This is a genomic window from Paenibacillus sp. PvR133, assembly GCF_017833155.1.
In the GTDB taxonomy this organism is placed as follows: Bacteria; Bacillota; Bacilli; order Paenibacillales; family Paenibacillaceae; genus Paenibacillus; species Paenibacillus polymyxa_B.
Map to the genome: position 1 here is coordinate 687740 of NZ_JAFIBS010000001.1, position 22399 is coordinate 710138.

Consider the following 22399-nt stretch of genomic DNA (forward strand, 5'->3'; position numbering starts at 1 on the left):
CTCCTTTATCGTTTGGTTATATAGGTCGAGCTATATATTGTAATTACTGCATACGCACGATGCGTGTTCCAATCGATTCTCCGCCCAGCACACGGCTTAGTACCTGCGGTTCGCTACCGTTCACAATGACGACTTCCTTCACTTTGCCGTGGATACAGGCAATAGCCGCTCTCACTTTCGGGATCATGCCACCGTATATTTCACCTGTGCTGATCATATCCTCAATCTCCTGTACAGTGATAGAGTCCAGCACTCTCTTTTCTCCGCCATACTTCTTCAATATGCCTGGTACATCTGTAACGACGATCATCCGACTGACCCCCAGATGAGAGGCTACCGCACCCGCCGCTGTATCCGCATTAATGTTGTAACGCTGACCCGATCGATCAATCCCGATGGGTGCAATAACAGGCATATAGTCCATATCCAGTACACCTGTAATAATCGAGGCTCGAACGGATGTTACCTCTCCGACCCAACCGACCTCAGCGGCATTCGACACAGGCTTGGCTTCGATTAAATAGCCATCACTGCCTGACAACCCCAACGCTCGGCCCCCATGCATCCCTATTCTACGTACAATCTGCTTGTTAATGCTGCCAGCCAGTACCATTTCCACGACATCTAGCACGGGTTCAGTCGTTTTGCGTAATCCATGAATAAACTCTGTTTCGATCCCCAGCTTCGCCAAGTTGTCGGAAATCGCAGGGCCACCGCCATGTACAATGACAGGTTGAAGACCTTCCGACTGCAAACGCGCCAAATCTTCAAAAAAGGAATCAGGTAACGCAGCCAGCGTACTTCCTCCGCATTTCATCACAAAATTACGACGTGCCACTCCCGCATGATTCGCTTGATCCGCGTGTTCCACTGCCGATTGCATATCATCTCTCCTTTTCTTCTCTGCATATCCGTGCCATTTTTAAATGATGCTGGGCTTACATCCGCTCGTTGCTTCTAACAACTACTATCCTTATTCAATCCGTATTTTATTCTGGTACCTATGTCCGATAAGCAGCGTTTATCCGCACATAATCATAGGTTAGGTCACAGCCCCATGCTGTAGCGGTTCCGTTCCCGTGATGCAAATCAACAATAATCTGCACCGTATCTCCCCGCAAATAGGCTAGCGCCTCTTCTTCGTCAAAAGCGACCGGACTCGATTGGCTTAGCACAACAATATCACCCAAGCGAATATCTACCGTATCTGGATTAACAGGTTCTCCGGCACGCCCTACGGCCGCAATAATCCGTCCCCAATTCGCATCTGCTCCGAAAACGGCCGACTTGACCAGACTGGACCCCACCACTGTCTTGGCTATCGCTTGGGCGGACGCATCGCTTACCGCTCCGCTTACAGACACCTCTACCAGCTTCGTAGCACCCTCTCCATCGCGAGCAATTGCCTTCGCCAGCTCTCGGCAGATATAGGTGAACGCCTCGGCAAAAGCGTCCCAATCGGGATGCCCTACGTGCAGCTCACGGTTGCCAGCCAGTCCGCTCGCCATGGCGATTAGCATATCGTTCGTGCTCGTATCCCCATCCACCGTAATCATATTAAAGCTGGTATCCGTTGCCTGCTTTAATAGTTGATGAAGCGCCGTCTGTCCGATCACTGCATCACAGGTCATAAAAGCGAGCATCGTTGCCATATTCGGATGTATCATGCCCGATCCCTTGGCCGCCCCGGCGATGTGTACGGTCACACCGTCCACCTCAACCGCCACACATGCTTCCTTTTTAACCAAATCCGTTGTCAGAATGGCTTGGGTAAATTGCTCCGCTCCATCGTTTGCCCCGTTCATACGGTCAGGTAAGGAGGATATTCCGCCAAGCACACGATCCATTTTCAAATGCTCGCCGATCACGCCCGTCGAGGCGACGGCTACATTGCTCTCAGCAACACCCAGTTCACGAGCCGCAGCCGAACGCATAGCGTAGGCATCCTGCTCCCCTTGCTGTCCCGTACAGGCATTGGCGTTCCCGCTGTTCACCACTACTGCCTGCAATCGACCATCTGCCAAGCTCTCGCGGGTCACCTTCAGCGGTGCAGCCTGAAACACATTGGTGGTGTACACCGCAGCAGCTGTCGCCTCTACCTCGCAACGAATCGCGCCCATATCGTTGCGGTTCGTATTTTTTAGTCCGCAGTGTAATCCCCCGGCTGTAAAGCCACGCGGAGTTACGATGTTACCCCCGTTTACTACTGTAAACTCTACTTTGCCCATAATTATGTGCCCTCGTTCGCAACATATTCGATGAATGGCAGCTGCCTGTATTCGAAATTCCGCTCGCTGACGTTTCCTGCATCTTGTTGCGGTTACTTGCTACTTACGGATATACCGGTATGAAGCCCAGCCCGAGGTTCTCCTCCCATCCCATCATCAAATTTAAATTCTGAATCGCCTGTCCAGCGGCACCCTTCACAACATTATCAATGACAGAAATAATCGTAAGACGCCCGGTTCGGGCATCTGCTGCAAAACCGATGTCGCAGTAATTCGAACCCAATACTTCCTTCGTTGCTGGCCATATACCTTCGCCACGTACACGGACAAAAGGATGCCCTTTATAATAATCCCGATATAACCCGATAAGATCCTGATCTGTATGGTCACCCTTCAGCGTGACATAAATTGTACTCATAATTCCTCGGGTCATGGGAACAAGTTGTGTCGTAAACGTAATCGTAACGTCCTCGCCCACAACATCACCCAGTACCTGTTCGATCTCAGGGATATGCTGGTGCTTATTCACCTTATAAGCCTTGAAATTCTCGTTCATTTCCGCATAATGCGAAACAAGACTTGTTCCCCGACCCGAGCCGGATACACCGGATTTGGCATCCACAATCAGCGACCGATGGTCAATCCAATCCGCTTTCAGCGCAGGAATAATCCCCAGCAATGTTGCGGTCGGATAACAGCCTGGATTTGAAATAAAAGAAACGCCCGCCAGCTTTTCTGCATACACCTCACTGAGTCCGTATACCGCTTGCTTGAGATACTCGGGTGAAGCCGCAGGCTTTTTATACCATGCTTCATACGTTTCCCCGCTTCGAAGCCTGAAGTCCCCGGAAAGGTCAATGACTTTCAGTCCGGCATCAAGAAGCTGCGGCACTAACTTGGTACTAACGCCCGATGGCGTAGCAGTGAAAACCAGATCGGCCTTGGCAGCAATTTCGTGGACTTCGACTCCGTCCAAATCCTGCACCACAATGTCCGTCAGATGTGGAAACCCGTCACTGATTGGGACACCCGCGCTGGACGAAGAAATAACAGATACAATATCTACTCGCGGATGATGAACCAAAAAACGAATCAGCTCCACCCCGCCATACCCGGTGGAACCGACAATTGCCACTTTTAACTTGCTGCTCACAGACCTTCCTCCATTCCGTTCCTATGAAATATGTATTATTATACGACTCTATTCATATAAATACAACACCTCATGTCATGTTATTCCTCCAAATTTAAAATATGCGCTCTTGTCTATTCTTTTGACGGACAAGCTGTACGAGCTATAATAAAGGAAATAAAAAATAGACAGAGAGTCTCTTGAATACAGTCTGCCGTTTTGCATAAAGAAAAGGGGGGGATATTCCCTTTAAATTATCTCATATATTGGTATTCATCTCGATTGGCCGTTTGCTGCACTTTATGAACTTGTTGAACATGAAGGGAGTCACATGGGCTGCATCTAGTGAATCTGCGCAGAGGAGCCGCTGAAGCGGATAATTGGGGTCGAAAATAAACTTAAACGTTAGGGGTGCTACACATCGAAACATATACAGCAAATATCGTTATAGATGCTAAAGCAAAGTTAGGCGAGGGCCCCAGCTGGGATCAGCGGTTTCAACGTTTATTTTGGGTCGATATTGAAGGCTTTCAATTGCATATCTACGATCCTTCTACGTGCACAAATCGTACAATAGAGGTCGGTGAACACATTGGTACAGTTGTACCTTATCTCAAAAATAAAGTGATCGTAGCGCTGATTAGCGGTCTATATTGTTTGGATATTGAGGCAGGGGCCAAAGTATTGATCCATGATCCTGAGGAAGGTAAACTAGGTAATCGTTTTAATGATGGAAAATGCGATCCTACAGGACGTTTTTTAGCAGGAACAATGAGCCTAAATGGCGAACACGCGCAAGGAGCATTGTATAGTCTGAGCACAAAAGGCAATGTCTCCTTACTGGTTGATAAAGCTTCCATATCTAATGGATTAGCCTGGAGCGCAGATCATCGTACAATGTATTACATTGATACTCCAACATTGGAGGTCGTCTCCTTCGATTACGATGTGGCACAAGGCACGATTAGGAATAAGCAACTGGTGGCTAGATTGGATGAAAGTGAAGGGTATCCAGATGGCATGACAATCGATGCAGAGGGCATGTTGTGGGTCGCGCGATGGGGTGGTAAACGTGTCTCCCGTATCCATCCTGCTCATGGAGAAGTGATTGCTGAGGTGTCACTCCCCGTCAATTGTGTGACTTCGTGTGCTTTTGGCGGTGAACATCTGGATGAGTTATATATTACGACTGCTCAAGATAATGATAGTGCCGATCAACCATTAGCAGGCGGTCTATTTATGGTTAAAACAGGGGTAAGAGGAACGCTAACCTCGTATTTCAATCAAGGACAAACGGCAAATTGGCTTGAACGATTAGTAAAAGGAATCTAGGAAAGCCATTCTGAAGAGAGAGGAGCCTAATTAGTAGGCTCTCCTGCTCTCCTACATTAATTCAGTTAAGAGCATACCTCCAGACAGGCCCTTTTGTTTTAGCTTTCCTTCTTAAACCCTTCACCCAATACCTCACGAGTATTACTAATAATCACAAAAGCTTCCGGGTCTACCAAGCGGACGAGCGTCTTGAGGCGAGTTACCTCGTTTTGTCCGACTACAACCATAAGAACAGGACGTTCTTCGTTCGTGTAACCGCCCCGCCCTGCCAGCTCTGTCAATCCTCGGTCCAAATCCTGCAAAATAGCCTGCGTGATCGTTTCTTTCTGATTGGATATGATGTAAGCTACTTTGGAGTAGCTCAGTCCCATTTCCACAGCATCAATGACCTTACCAGTTACAAACAAGCCAATCAACGCATACAGCGCACGTTCCGGCGAGAGGGCGAAACCAGCCAGTGTAATCACCGTGCCATCCATCAACATGACACAGAGAGAAAGACTAAAGCCCGTATACTTTTGAATAATCTGCGCCAAAATAGCCAGTCCACCCGTCGAGCCCCTGCCCCGAAATACAGTGCCCAAACCCAATCCTACTCCGATTCCACCATATAGCGAAGCCAGCAACGGATTTGTTGTCGGAACTGCCCAGTCCTTCGTGACATAAACGAATAGCGGCAGCATAATACTTCCCAGCAGGGAACGCAACCCGTATTTTTTCCCTAACAGCAGTACCCCTGCTATAAATAACGGAATATTCATTCCCCACTGCGTATAGGCTGGTTCCAGGCCAAACAGGTCCTCACCCAAGATAGACAAGCCCGATACACCCCCGGATGCAATCCGGTTTGGAAGCAAGAACATGTTAAAGGTCAGCGCTGTAATGAAAGAGCCGAGTATAATCAGCAAAATGTCGGTCACGTTGCGTGCGGGTCCGCTGGCGGCAATCAGAGGCTTGCGGCGTCTTCGGCGGGCAGCGGGGGGATTCAATTGAGACATCATTCGTGTTCTCCTTTAGTTAAAAATACCGTTACACAAAAATTCCTACAGTCCGCAGGCACATGGTCTGCAGACTGTAGGAAAACGTACAGGCTATTATTCTGCGTCCAGCTTAATTTGGCTGCGCAGGTAACCATCGATGAACGGATCGAGATCGCCATCCATGACAGCTCCTACGTTGCCAGTTTCCACGCTAGTACGATGATCCTTAACCATGCTGTATGGATGGAACACGTAGGAGCGAATTTGACTTCCCCATGCAATATCGGACTGTTCTCCGCGGATTTCGTCCAATTGCTGACGCTGCTCTTCGATCTTACGCTCGTAGAGCTTGGAACGGAGCATCGTCATTGCCTGCTCACGGTTCTTGATCTGGGAGCGTTCATTTTGACAAGTTACAACAATGCCGGAAGGAAGATGCGTAATTCGAACGGCTGAGTCGGTCGTATTAATATGCTGACCACCTGCACCGCTGGCCCGGTACGTATCAATTTTAAGATCCTCTGTCCGGATCTCAACGTCCACATCATCCGCAATTTCCGGTACGACATCGCAGGATACGAACGACGTATGCCGACGACCCGAGGAATCAAATGGAGAAATGCGAACGAGACGATGCACGCCTTTTTCTGCTTTGAGGTAGCCATAAGCATTATAGCCCTTGATCAGCAGCGTTACACTTTTGATCCCTGCTTCATCACCCGCAAGGTAATCCAGCGTTTCTACCTTAAAACCGCGTTTTTCTGCCCAGCGTGTATACATCCGTAGCAGCATTTGACCCCAGTCCTGCGACTCGGTTCCACCTGCCCCCGGATGCAACTCCAAAATGGCATTAAGCTTGTCATATGGCTGATTCAAAAGCAATTGGAGTTCAAACTCTTGAAGCTTGCTCAGCAAAGATCTGATACTATTTTCAATTTCTCCAGCCAGTGTTTCGTCGCCTTCCTCATCAGCTAGCTCAGCCATCATCCCCGCATCCTCATATTCCTGACGGAGCTGTTCATAGCTGTCTACAGAAGACTTAACCGCGTTCATTTCCGCGATCACGGCTTGAGCTTTATCGTTATCATCCCAAAAATCAGGCGCAGCCATCTTTTCCTCAAAGTTTGAGATCATTTCCTGTTTGAGATCTAAGTCAAAGAGACCCCCTAAGGTTTGTTAGTTTCTTGCCTATTTCTCTTAAATCATGTTTTACATTTGGATCAATCATGATGACATTCTCCTTTTAATATAGGGTTAGGGGAGTAAAAGCGTTGTGAGTTACGGCTGATGGGTAGGCGCTGCGCGAATGATTTGATCTTACGATCGCTGGCGCTTCTCCAGATTCAAATCCTCCGCTTCGCTGCCGACCGCCGTAGAGTCAAACGACTTTTAAATTATCGGCTCTGGTATGTGAGCCGAGTCAAGAACTGAATTAACTGACAAACAAGCAGAGACCAGCTTGCTTGTCATAATTGTTTAAAAAGAATTGAGATCAAGCTAGCCATTCATCAATGTTCAAACTGATCCTCCAACAGAGACCTATAAGTTGGAAACATCAGTCTCACCCCTGTATGGCACAAAATGGCCGACGGTCAGTGGTTGAACTGCCGCCTGCCATTATATGCACTGCAGGGAATAGTGTATCTCAAGATCTCTCCCTTAATTTCAATCCGTTATTTTCTACGCGGACGCGAAGGAGCGGATTTCTTTTTAGGAGCCGCAGGTTCACCACTCGTCGAGATTTTGTCTTCGTCGATGACAGCCTGACGCTCTTGATTGGATTCGATTTGTGCTTTCATGATGTATGTGGCTACTTCCTCTTGGATGCTAGCAATCATAGCATGGAACATTTCGAAGCCTTCAAATTGATATTCGCGCAGCGGATCGGTACCGCCGTAAGCACGCAAGTGAATACCTTGACGCAATTGATCCATAGCATCAATATGGTCCATCCATTTGCTATCGACTGCACGCAATACGATAACCTTCTCGAACTCGCGTACCATATCTTCGCCAATCATTTCTTCACGGCTGTGGTATCTGTTGGTAACTTTCTCGAAGATCATATCCACGATCTCCTCTTTTTCCTTGCCCCACAGGTCGTCACGCGTAAGTGTATTTTCCTCAAGCAGGTTGTTGTTCACATACTCTGCTACTTCTTCAAGCTCCCAGTTTTCAGGAATGTCATCGCCGCAATGAGCTTCCACTACGCGCTCAATGACAGGCTTGATCATATCGAACACAATTTCCTTGATGTTCTCTGATTCCAGCACCTCACGGCGTTGCTTGTAAATAATAGCACGCTGCTGGTTCATTACATCATCATACTGGAGAACAACTTTACGCTGATCAAAGTTGTTGCCTTCGACACGTTTTTGAGCTGATTCGATAGCACGTGTAATCATACGGCTCTCGATAGGCTGGTCTTCCTCGAAGCCCAAACGCTCCATCATACTCAGCACGTTGTCCGCACCAAAACGCTTCATTAACTCATCGCCCAGCGATAAGTAAAACTGTGTGGAGCCCGGATCACCCTGACGTCCTGCACGTCCGCGAAGCTGATTATCAATACGACGGGATTCATGACGTTCTGTACCGATGATGTGCAAACCACCGAGTTCTGATACGCCTTCGCCCAGTACGATGTCAGTACCGCGTCCAGCCATGTTGGTAGCGATGGTAACTGCGCCAGCTTCACCTGCACGGGAAATAATCTCAGCTTCCTCAGCATGATACTTGGCGTTAAGCACTTTGTGACGAACGCCTTTGCGTTTCAGCATTTCAGAAAGAAGCTCCGAGTTTTCAATAGAAACCGTACCTACCAATATCGGTTGGTTCTTTTTGTTGCGCTCCAGGATTTCATCCACCACTGCATGGAATTTGCCTTTTACGCTCTTGTATACAACGTCAGGCATATCTACACGCTGGTTAGGCCGATTCGTTGGAATTTGGAGTACTTCCAGACCATATATTTTTTTGAATTCTTCTTCTTCTGTTTTCGCTGTACCCGTCATCCCCGCCAATTTGCGGTACATACGGAAATAGTTTTGGAATGTAATCGTCGCTAGCGTCATGCTTTCATTTTGTACAATGATGTTTTCCTTCGCTTCAATGGCTTGATGCAGACCATCACTGTAACGGCGTCCAGCCATCAGACGACCTGTAAACTCATCGACAATCAGAACTTCACCGTCAGCTACGACATAGTCCACATCCAAACGCATAATGGCATTAGCCTTCAATGCCTGTACAATGTGGTGATTGATTGTAACACTTTCCTGATCGTACAAGTTTTCAAGACCAAAGAAATTCTCGGCCTTGGATACGCCGTTTTCGGTCAAAGCAACCGACTTCACCTTAATATCCAGAGTGTAATCTTCTTCAACACTCAGGCTCTTCACAAAACGGTCAGCCGCGAAATACAGCTCTGTCGATTTCTGGGCTTGTCCTGAAATAATCAATGGCGTACGGGCTTCATCGACGAGAATAGAATCGACTTCATCAATGATACAGAAGTACAACGGACGTTGTACCATCTGCTCTTTGTAAAGCACCATATTATCACGCAGATAATCGAACCCGAACTCGTTGTTTGTACCGTACGTGATGTCACAAGCATAGGCTGCCTGCTTGGCGGCATGATCCATATTGGCCAAATTCAGCCCTACGGACATTCCCAGGAAGTTATATATCTGTCCCATTTCTCCGCTGTCACGTTGCGCCAAATAGTCATTGACCGTAACCACGTGCACGCCTTTGCCCAACAGAGCATTCAAATAAACCGGCAGTGTTCCTACCAGTGTTTTACCTTCACCGGTTTTCATCTCGGCAATTTTACCTTCATGCAGCGCAATACCACCGAGCATCTGTACGTCATAATGACGTTTACCCAGCACCCGCTTGGACGCTTCGCGAACCGTTGCAAAAGCTTCCGGCAAAATTTCTTCAGCCGTAGTCCCTTGTTCGACCCGAGCTTTAAATTCTGCCGTTTTCGCTTGCAACTCCTCATCCGAGAGCTTTTCGAAATCCGGCTCTATCTTATTGATCAGTTCAACCGTCTTCATTAAACGCTTGACGTCACGTTCATTGGTATCTCCGAAGATTTTCTTAACAATTCCTAGCATGGTTTACCCCTTTCGCGCAAAACAATTAATAGAATCAATTTCACAATAAGAAAGGGTCCATGATGAAATTGATTCCCGATATGTTTGACAGGCCCGGCTGTACCAGCCCATCGTGCGATGTTCTTTGCATAAATTGTAACAGTTTGTAGGACATGCCGCAACACAAGCAGCCTCCAGATTTGCATCCGGTTAAAGATACCAAAACAATTGACGCACGAAATACACAACTTCGTTACGCTTATCCAAGTTAAAATTTCCTTACATTTACAAAAAAAACATATAAAAGAGCCCTATCCCGCCAGGTTCGCAAGGATAAGGCTCGTGTTGTTTTCATTTTCCTAATATCCATGAAGCATGCTTCAATCGAAATCGTTCTATTCATTTTAAAATGTGAAAAGTTCCTACTTCACAGGCTATTCTCGTTCGATCAGACCGTATTTACCATCATTGCGCTTGTAAACTACGTTAACTTCTTCGTTGTCAATATTGGAAAACACAAAGAAATTATGTCCAACCATGTTCATTTGAAGAATAGCTTCTTCCACATCCATAGGTTTCAATAAGAAACGCTTGGTGCGGACGACTTCCAGCTCATCCAGTTCTACATCCTCATCTTCAGCAACAGCCACGCCACCTGCCGGATCTTCCACAAAAAGGGTTTTCAAACTGCCTTCCTGACGGAATTTACGGTTTAGCTTGGTTTTGTGCTTGCGAATTTGCCGTTCAAGCTTGTCTACCACGGCATCAATGGATGAATACATGTCATCGCTCTCGTCTTCGGCACGGAGTACAAGCCCCGGCAAAGGAATGGTTACTTCTACAGTGTGCAAATCTCTGGTTGTGCTTAACGTTACACTTCCATCAGACGTCGGGGGTGCATCGAAATACTTTTCAAGTCTGCTGAATTTCTTATCAACGTAGTCCTTCAAAGCGTCGGTAACCTCGATCTGTTGACCTCGTACTGTTAAGTTCATAGGGCACGCCTCCTTTGCTCCTTCAGTATAGCACATATGTTAACGCCAAGTAAAAAAAGAGACCAACATTTCGAAGCTATTTTACAAAATTCTTCTTTTTTCGCTAAAACGCTTCCGATAACGTCATTCTTTGAAAACAGGTATGTTTAAAATTGACTTGCATACATATGTGAATAATGAGTGCATATATAAATATTGCCCCGCTGACGTCATGACAAACAACTATTTCGGGCTTCATGCTAAGCTATTTTATCGAAAAAGGGGGTGGCCTTTTCCCGCTGGATTAGGTACATGGGCGTGTGCGATATGCAAGGCCTGGTTATAACGCAGGCAATTTATACGAAAGGATTATTACACCCAGCCTAGCTGGCTCTTCCTATACGAAAATCCTAAGATAACGGATTTGGAAGAGATGGAAAGTAGGAAGCTAATCCATGGCTTTTATTCAGCGTTACGTAACGAACCAGACGGGGGCTGTCACCTTTATAGGGAATACACTTGGGCTGGCACGCTCTAATTCGGTAGGAGTGCCGGGAACAGCGACCAGCATTGGCGCGTTCATCACAACTAATACAGCCTCTCGCTTCGGTACGTATCCATTTGGCACGACTTCTGCCTTTACCAGTAACTCATCGACAGCATTCCTTGTGCTCCCTGCGGGCAGTACGGTGCTGTATGCTGAGCTTATTTGGGGAGGAAGTTATGCCAACGGCAGTACCAATGTATTGTCCAGCGCCAGCAACCCGGTCACATTTCAGACACCTGCTTTATCTACTACAGTCAGCCCTGAATCGGCAACATCAGTTAACGTCACCAGTCTCAGTACCTATGTGAGAACAGCGAATGTCACAAATCTGGTCATTCAAGGCGGTGCAGGGGCATACACGGTCGGAAATGTGACGGGCACCATCACAGTTCCCGATTCCACCAACACCAACCATGCCGGCTGGACGCTGGCTGTGGTGTACAATAACCCATCTCTGCCCTTCCGTAACCTGTCGCTACGTGTTGGTGGTGAAGGGGTCAGTACTGCTACAGGCTCGGTCAATGTGGTTGTGAGTGGGTTTGCCACGCCCGTACAGGGGACTTTGCGTGGTAGGGCGCTGATTAGCGCCCAAGAGGGTGACGTGGACATTACGGGTGACCGTGCGTTGTTTGGACCTACCACATCGAGTTTGACTGCGCTGTCTGGGCCTAATAATTTTTCGACTAATTTTTTCGCTTCCCAAATTAACGGAGACGACGGTACATTGGTCACGACGGGGACCTTCGGTACAACTAATGCCGTGAATGGAGCACCTGGAACGCAGGTCACGGGTGGACGGCAAGGCTGGGACATTACCAATGTCGATATTTCCTCCACGCTGCTCAACAGCCAAACTACAGGCGTCCTCCAGCTGACAACAAATGGCGACATTTACACTGTAAATGCCAATGCCATTCAAATTGATATCAATGCTCCGCTGGTGACCCTGACCAAAACTGCCAGCTCTACAGGCTTGGTTATTGGCGATACAGTGACCTATACAGTTAACATTTCGAATACGGGGCTCGTCAGTGCTTCCAACACAGTACTTACCGATACCATACCAGCTGGGGCTACCTTCGTACCCGGCAGTGTTGTTGTCGCAGGCACAGCCCAGCCAACAGCCAATCCCGCTACAGGTATCACAGTGGGCAGTGTAGCTCCTGCTTCCACGGTGACCATTACATTCCGTGCAACCGTCACTTCATTGCCAGCAAACACCCAGCTGGGCAATCAAGCATCGGCATCCTTTTCCTTCCAAACCGTGCCTGGAGGACCTGTCATTTCTGGCAACGTTCCGTCCAACACTGCCAGTACACCAATCTACCAACCTGTTATTGGAATTGTTAAAAGTGCCAATACAACGGCTGCTACAGTTGGAGATACGATTACGTACACGTTTCAGATATCCAACACGGGCAGCATTGCTGCAAATCTCAGCTTTTCGGAGAGCATTCCCGCCGGATCATCCTTCATACCGGGCAGTGTGACCATTGGTGGTTCTTCCGTGCCTGCTGCCAATCCCGCTACTGGTTTTTCAGTAGGAACGATTAATACAGGTGCTACTGTACCCGTGACCTTCCAGGCCCTCGTCAACGCGGTTCCCGCCTCTGGTAATTTGACCGATCAGGCGGCTTACACGTATACCTTCACACCGCCTGACGGACGTATATTGAACGGAAGCGGGACGTCCAACACGCTCACCATTCCCGTATCCTCACCAAATGTGACCGTGACAAAAGCCTCTTCCCTGGCGGCAGCCGCAGTCGGAGAGACTGTTCAATTTACCATAACCGCCACAAACAACGGAATCGCCAATGTGACCAATGTAGTCGTTACCGATCCGCTGCCAAGCGGAGTTGCCTTTGTACCTGGTAGCGTCACCGTGAACGGAACTGCTTCTGCGACTGCTACACCTGTGAACGGTATTCCGATCGGCACTTTAGCTCCAGGCGCATCGGTTACGGTTGTATTTCGGGCAGCCATTAATTCTCTGCCTTCTCCTGCACAGATCAACAATCGTGCAACTGTCAGCTTCACTTCCGGGGCCTTTACCGGATCATCATTGTCCAATCTTGTAACCATACCTGTCGTTATTGCAGCGCCGACGATTACCAAAAGCGCCAGCTCCAACCGTGCCAGTGTTGGCGGGACGATTACTTATTCATTTCTCATCGCTAATACCGGAACAGCCGTATTAAACACGACCTTGACGGAAACTGTACCGACAGGCTCCACCTTTATTCCCGGAAGCGTCATTGTCGGCGGGTCCTCAGTGCCAGGCGCCAATCCTAATACGGGAATTTCAGTAGGCACCGTAAACCCTGGTGCACAAATTACAGTCTCATTCCGGACGACAGTGGATTCGCTACCACCCGGGGGTGGATTAAACGATCAGGGCCTGCTCCAATATTCATATCAGTTGCAAGACGGAAGAATCCTGTCGGGCTCGCTTCTCTCCAATATTGTTTCCGTATCGATTTCGCTTCCCAACGTAGCAGTAACCAAGTCTGCGGGGTTCACATCCGTTAGTGTTGGCGAAACGCTGACCTACAGCGTGAACGCCGTTAATAACGGAATTGACCCCATCACAAACACCGTAATTACCGATCCACTCCCCGGCAGCGTGTCATTTGTACCCGGAAGCGTAACCGTCGGTGGTTCACCTGTGAGCACAGCCGACCCAAGAAGTGGCATTCCAGTCGGCACCATTGGCGCAGGCGCATCCGTGCAGGTGTCCTATGCTGTGCTGGTCAATGCCGTTCCATCCGTGCAGCCGCTGCAAAACACAGCCAGTGTCAGCTTCACCAGTGGTGCTTTTACCGGAACATCCCAGACAAATACCGTCTCTGTGCCGGTTTATCAGCCTCGTATCAGTGTGGTCAAATCTGCAAATACAACAGCAGCTACGATAGGCGACACGATTCTGTACACATTGTTAGTCACTAACAGCGGCAACTATAATGCTTCTGTAACGCTGACAGATGCTATTCCTGCCGGGTCCACATTTATGGAGAACAGCGTGGTAATCAATGGCGTTAGTCAGCCCGGAGCCAGTCCAGCAGCAGGTATTTTCATCGGAACCGTGTCGCCGCAAAGCCCTATCACACTGACATTCCAAACTGTAGTGGCTACCCTTCCAACACCATCCCAACTGACAGACCAGGCCACCGCCGCCATTTCCTTTACCTTGCCCGATGGGCGAGTGCGAACAGATAGCACACCGTCCAACGTGTTATCCATTCCCGTGTCTGCGCCGAATGTGTCCATTTTGAAGACTGCAGACCGTTTCACGGCCATTCCGGGTGATTCGGTGTTATACACCCTGACCGTACTCAACAACGGAATCCAGACCGTGGGCAATGTGGTCGTTTCCGATCCTATCCCGGCCGGCTCTCAATTCACTGCCGGTAGCGTAACGCTGAATGGCTCCACAATAGCCAGTGGAGATCCGTCTTTAGGTATCGTAATTGGGAGCATTGCCGCTGGAGGGGGAGCTACAATCACTTTCAGGGTAACGGTATCCTCCCCATTACCAAGTCCTCCGCAGCTCACCAATCAATCGCGTGCCAGTTACACCAGCGGTGCTTTTTCAGGCGTATCAGTATCTAACCCGGTGAAGGTAGCCGTCAATGCCCCAGTGCTAACTGTCAGTAAAACTGTAGATCCCATACAGGCAACGGTTGGCGATATCGTAACGTATTCTGTGGCGGTGACCAACAATGGTAACATTGCTGCTGCTGCCACATTGACAGACAATATTCCCGCAGGCTCAACACTGGTACCGAACAGTGTGGTCGTCAACGGTGTTCCTATTCCCGGTGCCAGTCCCGAAGCAGGTCTGTCTATTGGCTCCATTGTACCTGGAGCCGCGACTCAAACAACTTTTCAGGTGGTGATTACTTCCGTGCCTTTACCTCCCCAACTCACCGACCAGGCGAATATCAGCTTTTCCTTTCAACCGCCGGATGGCCGGATTGTTAACGGCAATGTTTCGTCCAATATTGTCACAATCCCTGTATCGTCACCCAATGTACAGGTAAGCAAAAGCGCCTCGGTAGCTGATGCCGTTCCTGGGGATACGATAACCTATACCATTACAGCTACCAATAGTGGCATCGAAACCGTAACAAATGTTCGCGTAACCGATACCATTCCTACAGGCTCCACTTTTGTTCCTGGCTCGGTTATTGTAAATGGAACGGCATTGCCGTCAGCCAGCCCCTTAACGGGGATTCCAATCGGTTCCATCGCTGCTGGTGCGTCAACAACCGTCACCTTTTCCGTGTCTGTCAACAGCCTGCCTGACCCACCTCAGCTGAGTGATCAGGCTACAGTTTCTTTTACCAGCGGTACACTGAATTTCACATCACTCTCCAACACAGTTGTCATCCCTGTTTACCAGCCTATTATCAGTCTTGTTAAAACCGCAAATACGAGTCAAGCAACGGTAGGCGACACCGTAGTCTATACACTCACTGCTCAAAATACAGGTAATCTAGCAGCGACCGCCACCTTCACCGATGCCATTCCATCTGGTTCCTCCTTTATACCGAATAGCGTCACCGTGAACGGTCTGCCTGTTGCTGGAGCCAATCCCCAATCAGGGGTATTGGTCGGAAACATTGCAGCGGGGGCTTCTGTCGCCCTTACCTTTCAAGTGGTCATTAACGCTGTCCCTGCTGGCCTGGGTCTATTAAATCAAGGTTCGGCCACATTCACCTTCCTGCCACCTGACGGCCGCACATTAAATGGAAGCGCACAATCGAATCCGGTGTTCATTCCCGTATCCAATCCGAATGTCACCGTAACCAAAACGGTCAATCAGACCTCTGTAGCCTTCGGCGATACGATTACGTATACCATTAACGCAGCAAATAGCGGCATTACACCCGTAACAGGGACGGTCTTTATCGACCCGATTGCGGATGGCACTACTTTTATACCTAACTCCGTACAAGTCAATGGTGTCACTATACTGGGAGCCAACATCGCCACAGGCGTATCCGTAGGTACTATCCCTGCTGCCAGCTCAGTAACGGTCACCTTCCAGGCAACGGTAACATCCTTGCCAGCGTCAGGTTTGTCAACGGATCAGGCAACGGTCTCCTTTAATTCCGGGGCTTTCGCAGGTCAATCCGCCTCGAATCAGGTCAGCCTGCCTGTATTTCAGCCAATCTTGAATGTGACCAATACCCTCAGTGCAGATCGTGCAACCGTAGGGAATACACTTGGCTTTTTCATCACTGTAACCAATACCGGCAACGCGCCCGCAGAAACGGTCGTGCTTGATCTGTTGTCCAGCTCGCTTAGTCTGAATCAAAATAGCGTACTGGTCAACGGTTCGCCCATTCCCGGAGCAGACCCGATTACAGGCATTAATATCGGTTCGGTCGCCCCAGGTGCGACGGTAACCGTCTCGTTTAGCGCCGTGGTCATATCAGTACCACCTGGCTCCATACTAACCAACCAGGCCACTGTGAACTATACGTTCCAGCTACCAGATGGACGAACGCTGACCGGAAATGGTGCAGCCCTACCTGTATCCATTCCGATCTCATCACCGAATGTTACAGCCACAAAGGCAGCTGATGTGGCTGTCGCTGTCGTGGGTGATTCTGTTCCCTATGTCATAACTGCGTTCAATAACGGACTCGATCCTGTTACTAACGTAATCGTCACGGATACTATTCCTTTTGGAACTGCCTTTGTCCCGGGCAGCGTTACAATCAATGGTACTCCTGTTGTTACAGCCAACCCGCAAAACGGCATTCCTGTCGGAACGCTTGGAGCTGGAGGCGGAGCCACCATTCGCTTTTTGCTTAACGTACAATCACTGCCTTCGCCAGCGTCCATTACCAATGAAGCGACCGTCAGCTTTACTTCAGGTGCATTTAACGGATTTTCTGTATCCAATCCCGTTACCATCCCTGTGTATCAACCGATCGTCACTGTAACTAAAAGCGCGGGAACGGGAAGAGCTACGATTGGAGATACGGTAACCTATACATTCTCCGTTACAAACTCTGGAAACATCGGCGCAGATACCGTACTTAGTGATCCCATTCCGGCAGGGGCTGCTTTTATACCTAATAGTGTAGTGATCAATGGCACCGCCGCACCCGGTTCAGATCCAAGTGTCGGGATTCCATTAGGTATCATAGGTGCAGCTACGACTGTCACTCTGACCTTTCAGGCAGTCATTACCTCACTGCCTGCATCAGGTACATTGGTCAATCAGGCGACAGCAGCTTACAGCTATCAACCTCCAGATGGTCGTGTCCTGACTGGAAGTGCAGTATCTCCGTCCGTGACCGTCTCGGTCTCTTCGCCAGATGTGGACGTTATCAAAACAGCCTCCGCTACAGATGCCGTAGTCGGAGATACCATTACGTATACTGTGATTGCTACGAATAACGGAATCAGTCAAGTCGTCAATGCCGTTGTATCTGATCAACTGCCGCCCGGCACCAGCTTTGTTTTGGGTAGCGTAACCGTAAATGGAACTTCTGTGCCTGCTGCGTCGCCAAGCTCCGGTATCCCTGTGGGCACCATTGCAGTAGGTGGTTCGGCAGCAGTTACATTCCAGGTCTCCGTCGTTAGTCTGCCGCAACCGCCGCAAATAACCAATCAAGCGACCGTCAGCTTTACTTCAGGCGTGTTGACCTCGTCTTCGCAATCCGATCCGGTTACCTTGCCCGTTTATCAGCCGATCATCGGACTGACCAAAACCGTCAATACCGTCAACACACAGATCGGATCAACATTGGTCTATACCCTGACGCTAACTAATACCGGAAATATTGCCGTTATACCTGTGCTGTCGGATAACATCCCCGCAGGTTCTGAACTACTGCCTAACAGCGTAGTCGTTAACGGCATCCTTGTCCCGGGAGCTTCGCCAGTTACAGGCATAGCACTCGCATCTCTGGCTCCTTCAGGCAGTATCGCGGTGAGTTTCCAAACCATCGTCTCGTCTCTGCCAACTCCGCCTATATTGACCGACCAAGGGCAAGCGGACTTTACCTACTCACCACCTGACGGTAGAGTACTGAGCGGTTCTGTCACATCGAATACAGTCAACGTTGCTGTGTCTGCACCTAATATTCAGGTGATTAAAACATCCAGCCTGGCAGCCGCTGTAGTCGGAGATACGATCAGATATACACTGAGCATCACGAATAGTGGCGTGGATTCAGTCACAGATACTGTTGTAACCGATACAATTCCTGCAGGTACCTCCTTCGTTCCGGGCAGTGTCCTAATCGATGGAGTAGCCTTCCCTAATGCCTCTCCGGTTGCTGGAATTGCCATCGGAAACGTCGCACCTGGAAATACATTCGTTGTCAGTTTCCAGACAACTGTCCAGTCTTTGCCGCAGCCACCACTGCTCACAGATATTGCAGCCGTCACGTTTACTAGCGGAACGTTCACTGGCACTGCCTTTTCCGATCCACTCATCGTACCTGTGTTCCAACCGTTAATTGCAATTACTAAAGCATCCAGCACTCTTAACGCCTCCGTCGGCGATACACTGACCTACACGATTACAGCCGTGAATAGCGGCAATATTGCAGCAGCGCTTACCATCAGCGATAACATCCCGGCCGGATCGACTTTCCTAGCCAACAGTGTCAGCATTGCTGGCAGTCCGCAACCTGGATTGTCCATCGAAGCTGGCGTTCCAGTTGGATCCGTGTTGCCAGGCGGAACGGTATCCGTAACGTTCCAAACCATTATCAATACACTGCCTAATCCACAGGTACTGGTTGATCAGGCATCAGGCTCATTCACTTTCCAACCACCAGATGGCAGAACTGTATCCGGATCTGCGGTATCCAATTCAGTTAGTATCTCTGTATCCTCACCAGACGTTAGCATTGTCAAAGGAACGGCGGCTACCGACGCCATTATTGGCGATATCATCACCTACACACTGGCTGTCTCCAACAATGGGATCAGTACAGCCAATAATATAGTGGTTTCAGATATGATTGCGGCGGGAAGCTCCTTTGTAAATGGCAGTGTTACCATAAACGGAACTTCCTTCCCTGATGGAAATCCTGGATTTGGTATTGCCATCGGTACGCTCGCTCCAGGAGCTGTTACTACTGTTACGTTCCAGGTTCGAGTCGATTTCTTGCCCACACCGGCACAATTAAACAATCAGGCATCCGTTAGCTTTACCAGCGGGGCATTTACTGGTAGCTCAACATCTAATGTAATAACCGTTCCGGTCTTCCAGCCGATCCTGACAGCAGTCAAAACAAGCAATACCAATAATGCCACAGTCGGAGACATCATCACTTACACGATTGTCGTATCCAACACGGGTAACATTGCAGCCTCAACTACTGTAAGTGACAATATTCCGGACGGCTCTGTATTCCTTCCGAACACAGTCTCGATTAACGGCATTGCAGCTCCCGGTGCAAGCCCAGTTTCCGGCATCCCGACTCCAGCCATACCACCAGGACAATCGGCAACCGTCACTTTCCAAGTGCTGGTGTCTTCCATCCCTGCAACCGTATTACTGGTCGATCAGGCTGAGGTAGACTATCGCTTTAATGCACCAGATGGGCGAGAGGCAGGCGGTTTCCATTTATCCAACATTGTTGAGGTTGCCGTGTCACCGCTAGACATCACATTAAGTAAAAGCGTAAGCTCACCTTTCGCCACTACTGGCGATACCTTGACGTATGAACTCGTGATCCTCAACGAGGATACGAATACCGTGCAAGATGCCCGTTTGCTGGATACTTTGCCAGAGGACATCGAGTTTATTACAGGTTCAGTTCAGATTAATGGATCTACGGTGGCAGAAAGCGATCCCGGCACCGGCATACCTTTGCCACCGTTAGAAGCGAATACCAAGACTGTCATATCCTTTGATGTCCGTATCACAGCAACAGAACAGCCAGGACCGCGTACGAATCAGGCGCGCTTGTTACTCACGAATAGTGAAGAAGCGAGTGCCGTTTTGTCCAATGCTGTCACCATTGCCTTACTTCAGCCTGTGGTGAAACTGACGAAAATAGCCAGCACGGAGAGCGTACAGCCAGGCCAAAGCATCACCTATTCCATCGTCGCAGAAAATACGGGAAATATCGGTGCATTTGGCTTGTTAACGGACTCATTGCCATCGGAGCTTTCTTTTGTTCCCGGCTCTGTTTCGGTTAATGGAATCCCTCAATATGGGGTCAGTCCAGGGCAAGGCATTGCCCTAGGTACCATCGCACCAGGAGAAAAAACGACTTCCGTCTTCTCCGCGCTTGTCGTTCGTGCCTCCGAGTCTGGCACACTGGTGAATCAAGCTTCGCTGGCTTACTCCTACCAGCTGCCGGACGGACGAAGCATGAATTTGGTAACTGCTTCACCTTCTGTCTCAGTTAAAGTGGCCCCTACTGGTAAAGGAGCCTTGTCAGCTGTGCTACGCACAACAGTATCTACTGTCGCATTAAGCGATGCTGTGCCTTATCAGCTGACTCTTGTTAACGATGGAGGCTCAGTCATTACCGATGTAGTGTTAGCCGATTACGTACCGATTGGAACCATCATAAACCCGGACAGCTTGAAAATTAACGGTTCTCCACCTGCTTCTAGCAAGCCGGGTGAACCATTATTTATCGGCAGCTTACAGGCGGGACAGACAATTGATGTATCCTACAGCGTGAACGTTCAGTCTCTGCCTCTCGGAGGACGTCTAAACAATAGCGTACGGCTCCAATATGCTGGCAATGAGGGTGCGAGCGAGGTTACCAGCAACACCGTGACTATAACTGTTTTTGATCCACAGCTTGCCGCAAGTATCTCTACGGAAAATACGGAGGCCATCGCAGGAGAAAGCCTTACTTATACGGTACTGCTCAACAACTTTGGCAACGTAACATCCGAAGTTACACTGCAAAATTTCATTCCTGCCGGGACTCTATTGATTCCTGACAGCATACAGTTGAACGGTCAATCACTGTTGGGAACCGATCCTGCTGTCGGTGTTAGTCTGGGGTCTGTGGAACCTGGACAGTCATTGACACTGACTTATCAAGTGACCGTATCGGAGACGCCTCCATCTGGCTACATCGTAAATCAAGCTGCCTTTGCCTACTCGTTTATGTTACCTGGAGGAAGAGTCGTATCAGGGACATTGACTACGAATACCGTTACCATCCCAGTTGTATTCCCACTGCTCGAATTAGTTAAAAAAGTGAATACCACGGATGCCTCTGTAGGAGACATACTCACCTTCACCATTCAGATTACAAACAAAGGAGGAATTCCAGCACAGTATCCGCTGTTCACAGACCCGTTGCCGCATGGACTCATTTATGTACCCAACAGCCTAACTATCCAAGAAAAAGCACAGCCAGGGGCTAATCCCGCTGCAGGTATCACGCTCCCGGATATTGCACCAGGGGAGACGCTCACCCTTACGCTCCAGGCACAAATCCGTGAAGCACCAACAGAGGGAACATTCAGCAACCAAGCCACCATCGAATATACCTCACGTCGTAGTGGAGGAGAGACCATCCAGGAAACAACCCAAACCAACACCGTCGGCGTGACCGTTATTGCAGCCATTCCTAAACTTACACTTAGCTCCAGCGCTTTGCGTGTCGGGCAAGAAGATACCCTGTCCTTCACCGTCCATGTGGAAAACATCGGCAATACTCCGCTGGAAGAGCTCTTGCTCACTGCACCATTCGCAGCCGAAGATTTCATTTTGCTACGAACTGTTACCGTGAATTCTGTGCCGCTTCCGCATCCTAATCTGCTCCAAGGTATTCCGTTAGGTCGGCTTGACCCAGACCACAAAGCCGTCATCGTCTTTTCTTTCGACATCGAATCTGCGCTCCGCGCGTATCTGATCGCCCAGGTCATCCTGCGATATCAATTCCGCTATCCAGACGGAAGCGTAGAGAAACAATCTGCCTCCTCCAATACCATTTTTGTGGAGATGGCTGACTTTGATGGTTCTCTAGAGTAAATGTTCTATTGTGTCGAGCTCCTTACCACTGGGTAAGGGGCTTTTTTATGTAATTAGAAAACATAAAAAAGCCCTGGAATATTTTCCAGGGCAGTTGCTAGCGCGTTATCCATTGCTAA

The 22399-nt window shown here is 49.0% G+C and carries 9 protein-coding genes; 2 read left to right on the forward strand and 7 right to left on the reverse strand.

The annotated features are described in order from the left end of the window. Positions 1 to 43: 43 nt before the first annotated feature. The 3 genes from argB to argC form a co-directional block, all read right to left on the reverse strand. Positions 44 to 883, reverse strand: coding sequence for an acetylglutamate kinase (argB, locus tag JOE49_RS03050; RefSeq protein ID WP_023990634.1), 840 nt, complete (start codon positions 881 to 883; stop codon positions 44 to 46). A gap of 118 nt (positions 884 to 1001) precedes the next feature. Next, positions 1002 to 2228: a bifunctional glutamate N-acetyltransferase/amino-acid acetyltransferase ArgJ gene (argJ, locus tag JOE49_RS03055; RefSeq protein WP_025723997.1), complete on the reverse strand. Its 1227-nt coding sequence runs from the start codon at positions 2226 to 2228 to the stop codon at positions 1002 to 1004. 103 nt (positions 2229 to 2331) lie between these two features. Continuing rightward, positions 2332 to 3381 (reverse strand): N-acetyl-gamma-glutamyl-phosphate reductase, encoded by a 1050-nt coding sequence (argC, locus tag JOE49_RS03060; RefSeq protein ID WP_209940536.1) that lies wholly within the window; start codon positions 3379 to 3381, stop codon positions 2332 to 2334. A 390-nt stretch (positions 3382 to 3771) separates the two neighbouring features. On the opposite strand from argC, the gene JOE49_RS03065 reads away from it, so the two are divergent. Continuing rightward, complete coding sequence (locus JOE49_RS03065) at positions 3772 to 4692, forward strand: SMP-30/gluconolactonase/LRE family protein (RefSeq protein WP_209940537.1); 921 nt, start codon at positions 3772 to 3774, stop codon at positions 4690 to 4692. Positions 4693 to 4790: 98 nt separating this feature from the next. Here the strand turns inward: JOE49_RS03065 and JOE49_RS03070 are convergent, their stop codons facing one another. The 4 genes from JOE49_RS03070 to hpf form a co-directional block, all read right to left on the reverse strand. Next, on the reverse strand, positions 4791 to 5690 hold the full coding sequence (locus JOE49_RS03070; RefSeq protein ID WP_023990638.1) for a YitT family protein: 900 nt from the start codon (positions 5688 to 5690) through the stop codon (positions 4791 to 4793). A 96-nt stretch (positions 5691 to 5786) separates the two neighbouring features. Beyond that, a protein-coding gene (prfB, locus tag JOE49_RS03075) for a peptide chain release factor 2 (RefSeq protein ID WP_103744773.1) occupies positions 5787 to 6900 on the reverse strand; the annotation gives its coding sequence in 2 pieces (ribosomal slippage) (positions 5787 to 6827 and positions 6829 to 6900; 1113 coding nt in all). A gap of 445 nt (positions 6901 to 7345) precedes the next feature. Continuing rightward, positions 7346 to 9796 (reverse strand): preprotein translocase subunit SecA, encoded by a 2451-nt coding sequence (gene secA, locus JOE49_RS03080; protein ID WP_023990640.1) that lies wholly within the window; start codon positions 9794 to 9796, stop codon positions 7346 to 7348. A gap of 413 nt (positions 9797 to 10209) precedes the next feature. After that, a complete protein-coding gene (hpf, locus tag JOE49_RS03085) occupies positions 10210 to 10770 on the reverse strand; it encodes a ribosome hibernation-promoting factor, HPF/YfiA family (protein ID WP_023990642.1) in 561 nt (186 codons plus the stop codon). A gap of 434 nt (positions 10771 to 11204) precedes the next feature. Between hpf and JOE49_RS03090 the strand changes: the two genes are divergently transcribed. Next, a complete protein-coding gene (locus JOE49_RS03090; RefSeq protein ID WP_209940538.1) occupies positions 11205 to 22280 on the forward strand; it encodes a DUF7507 domain-containing protein in 11076 nt (3691 codons plus the stop codon). Positions 22281 to 22399: the final 119 nt, after the last annotated feature.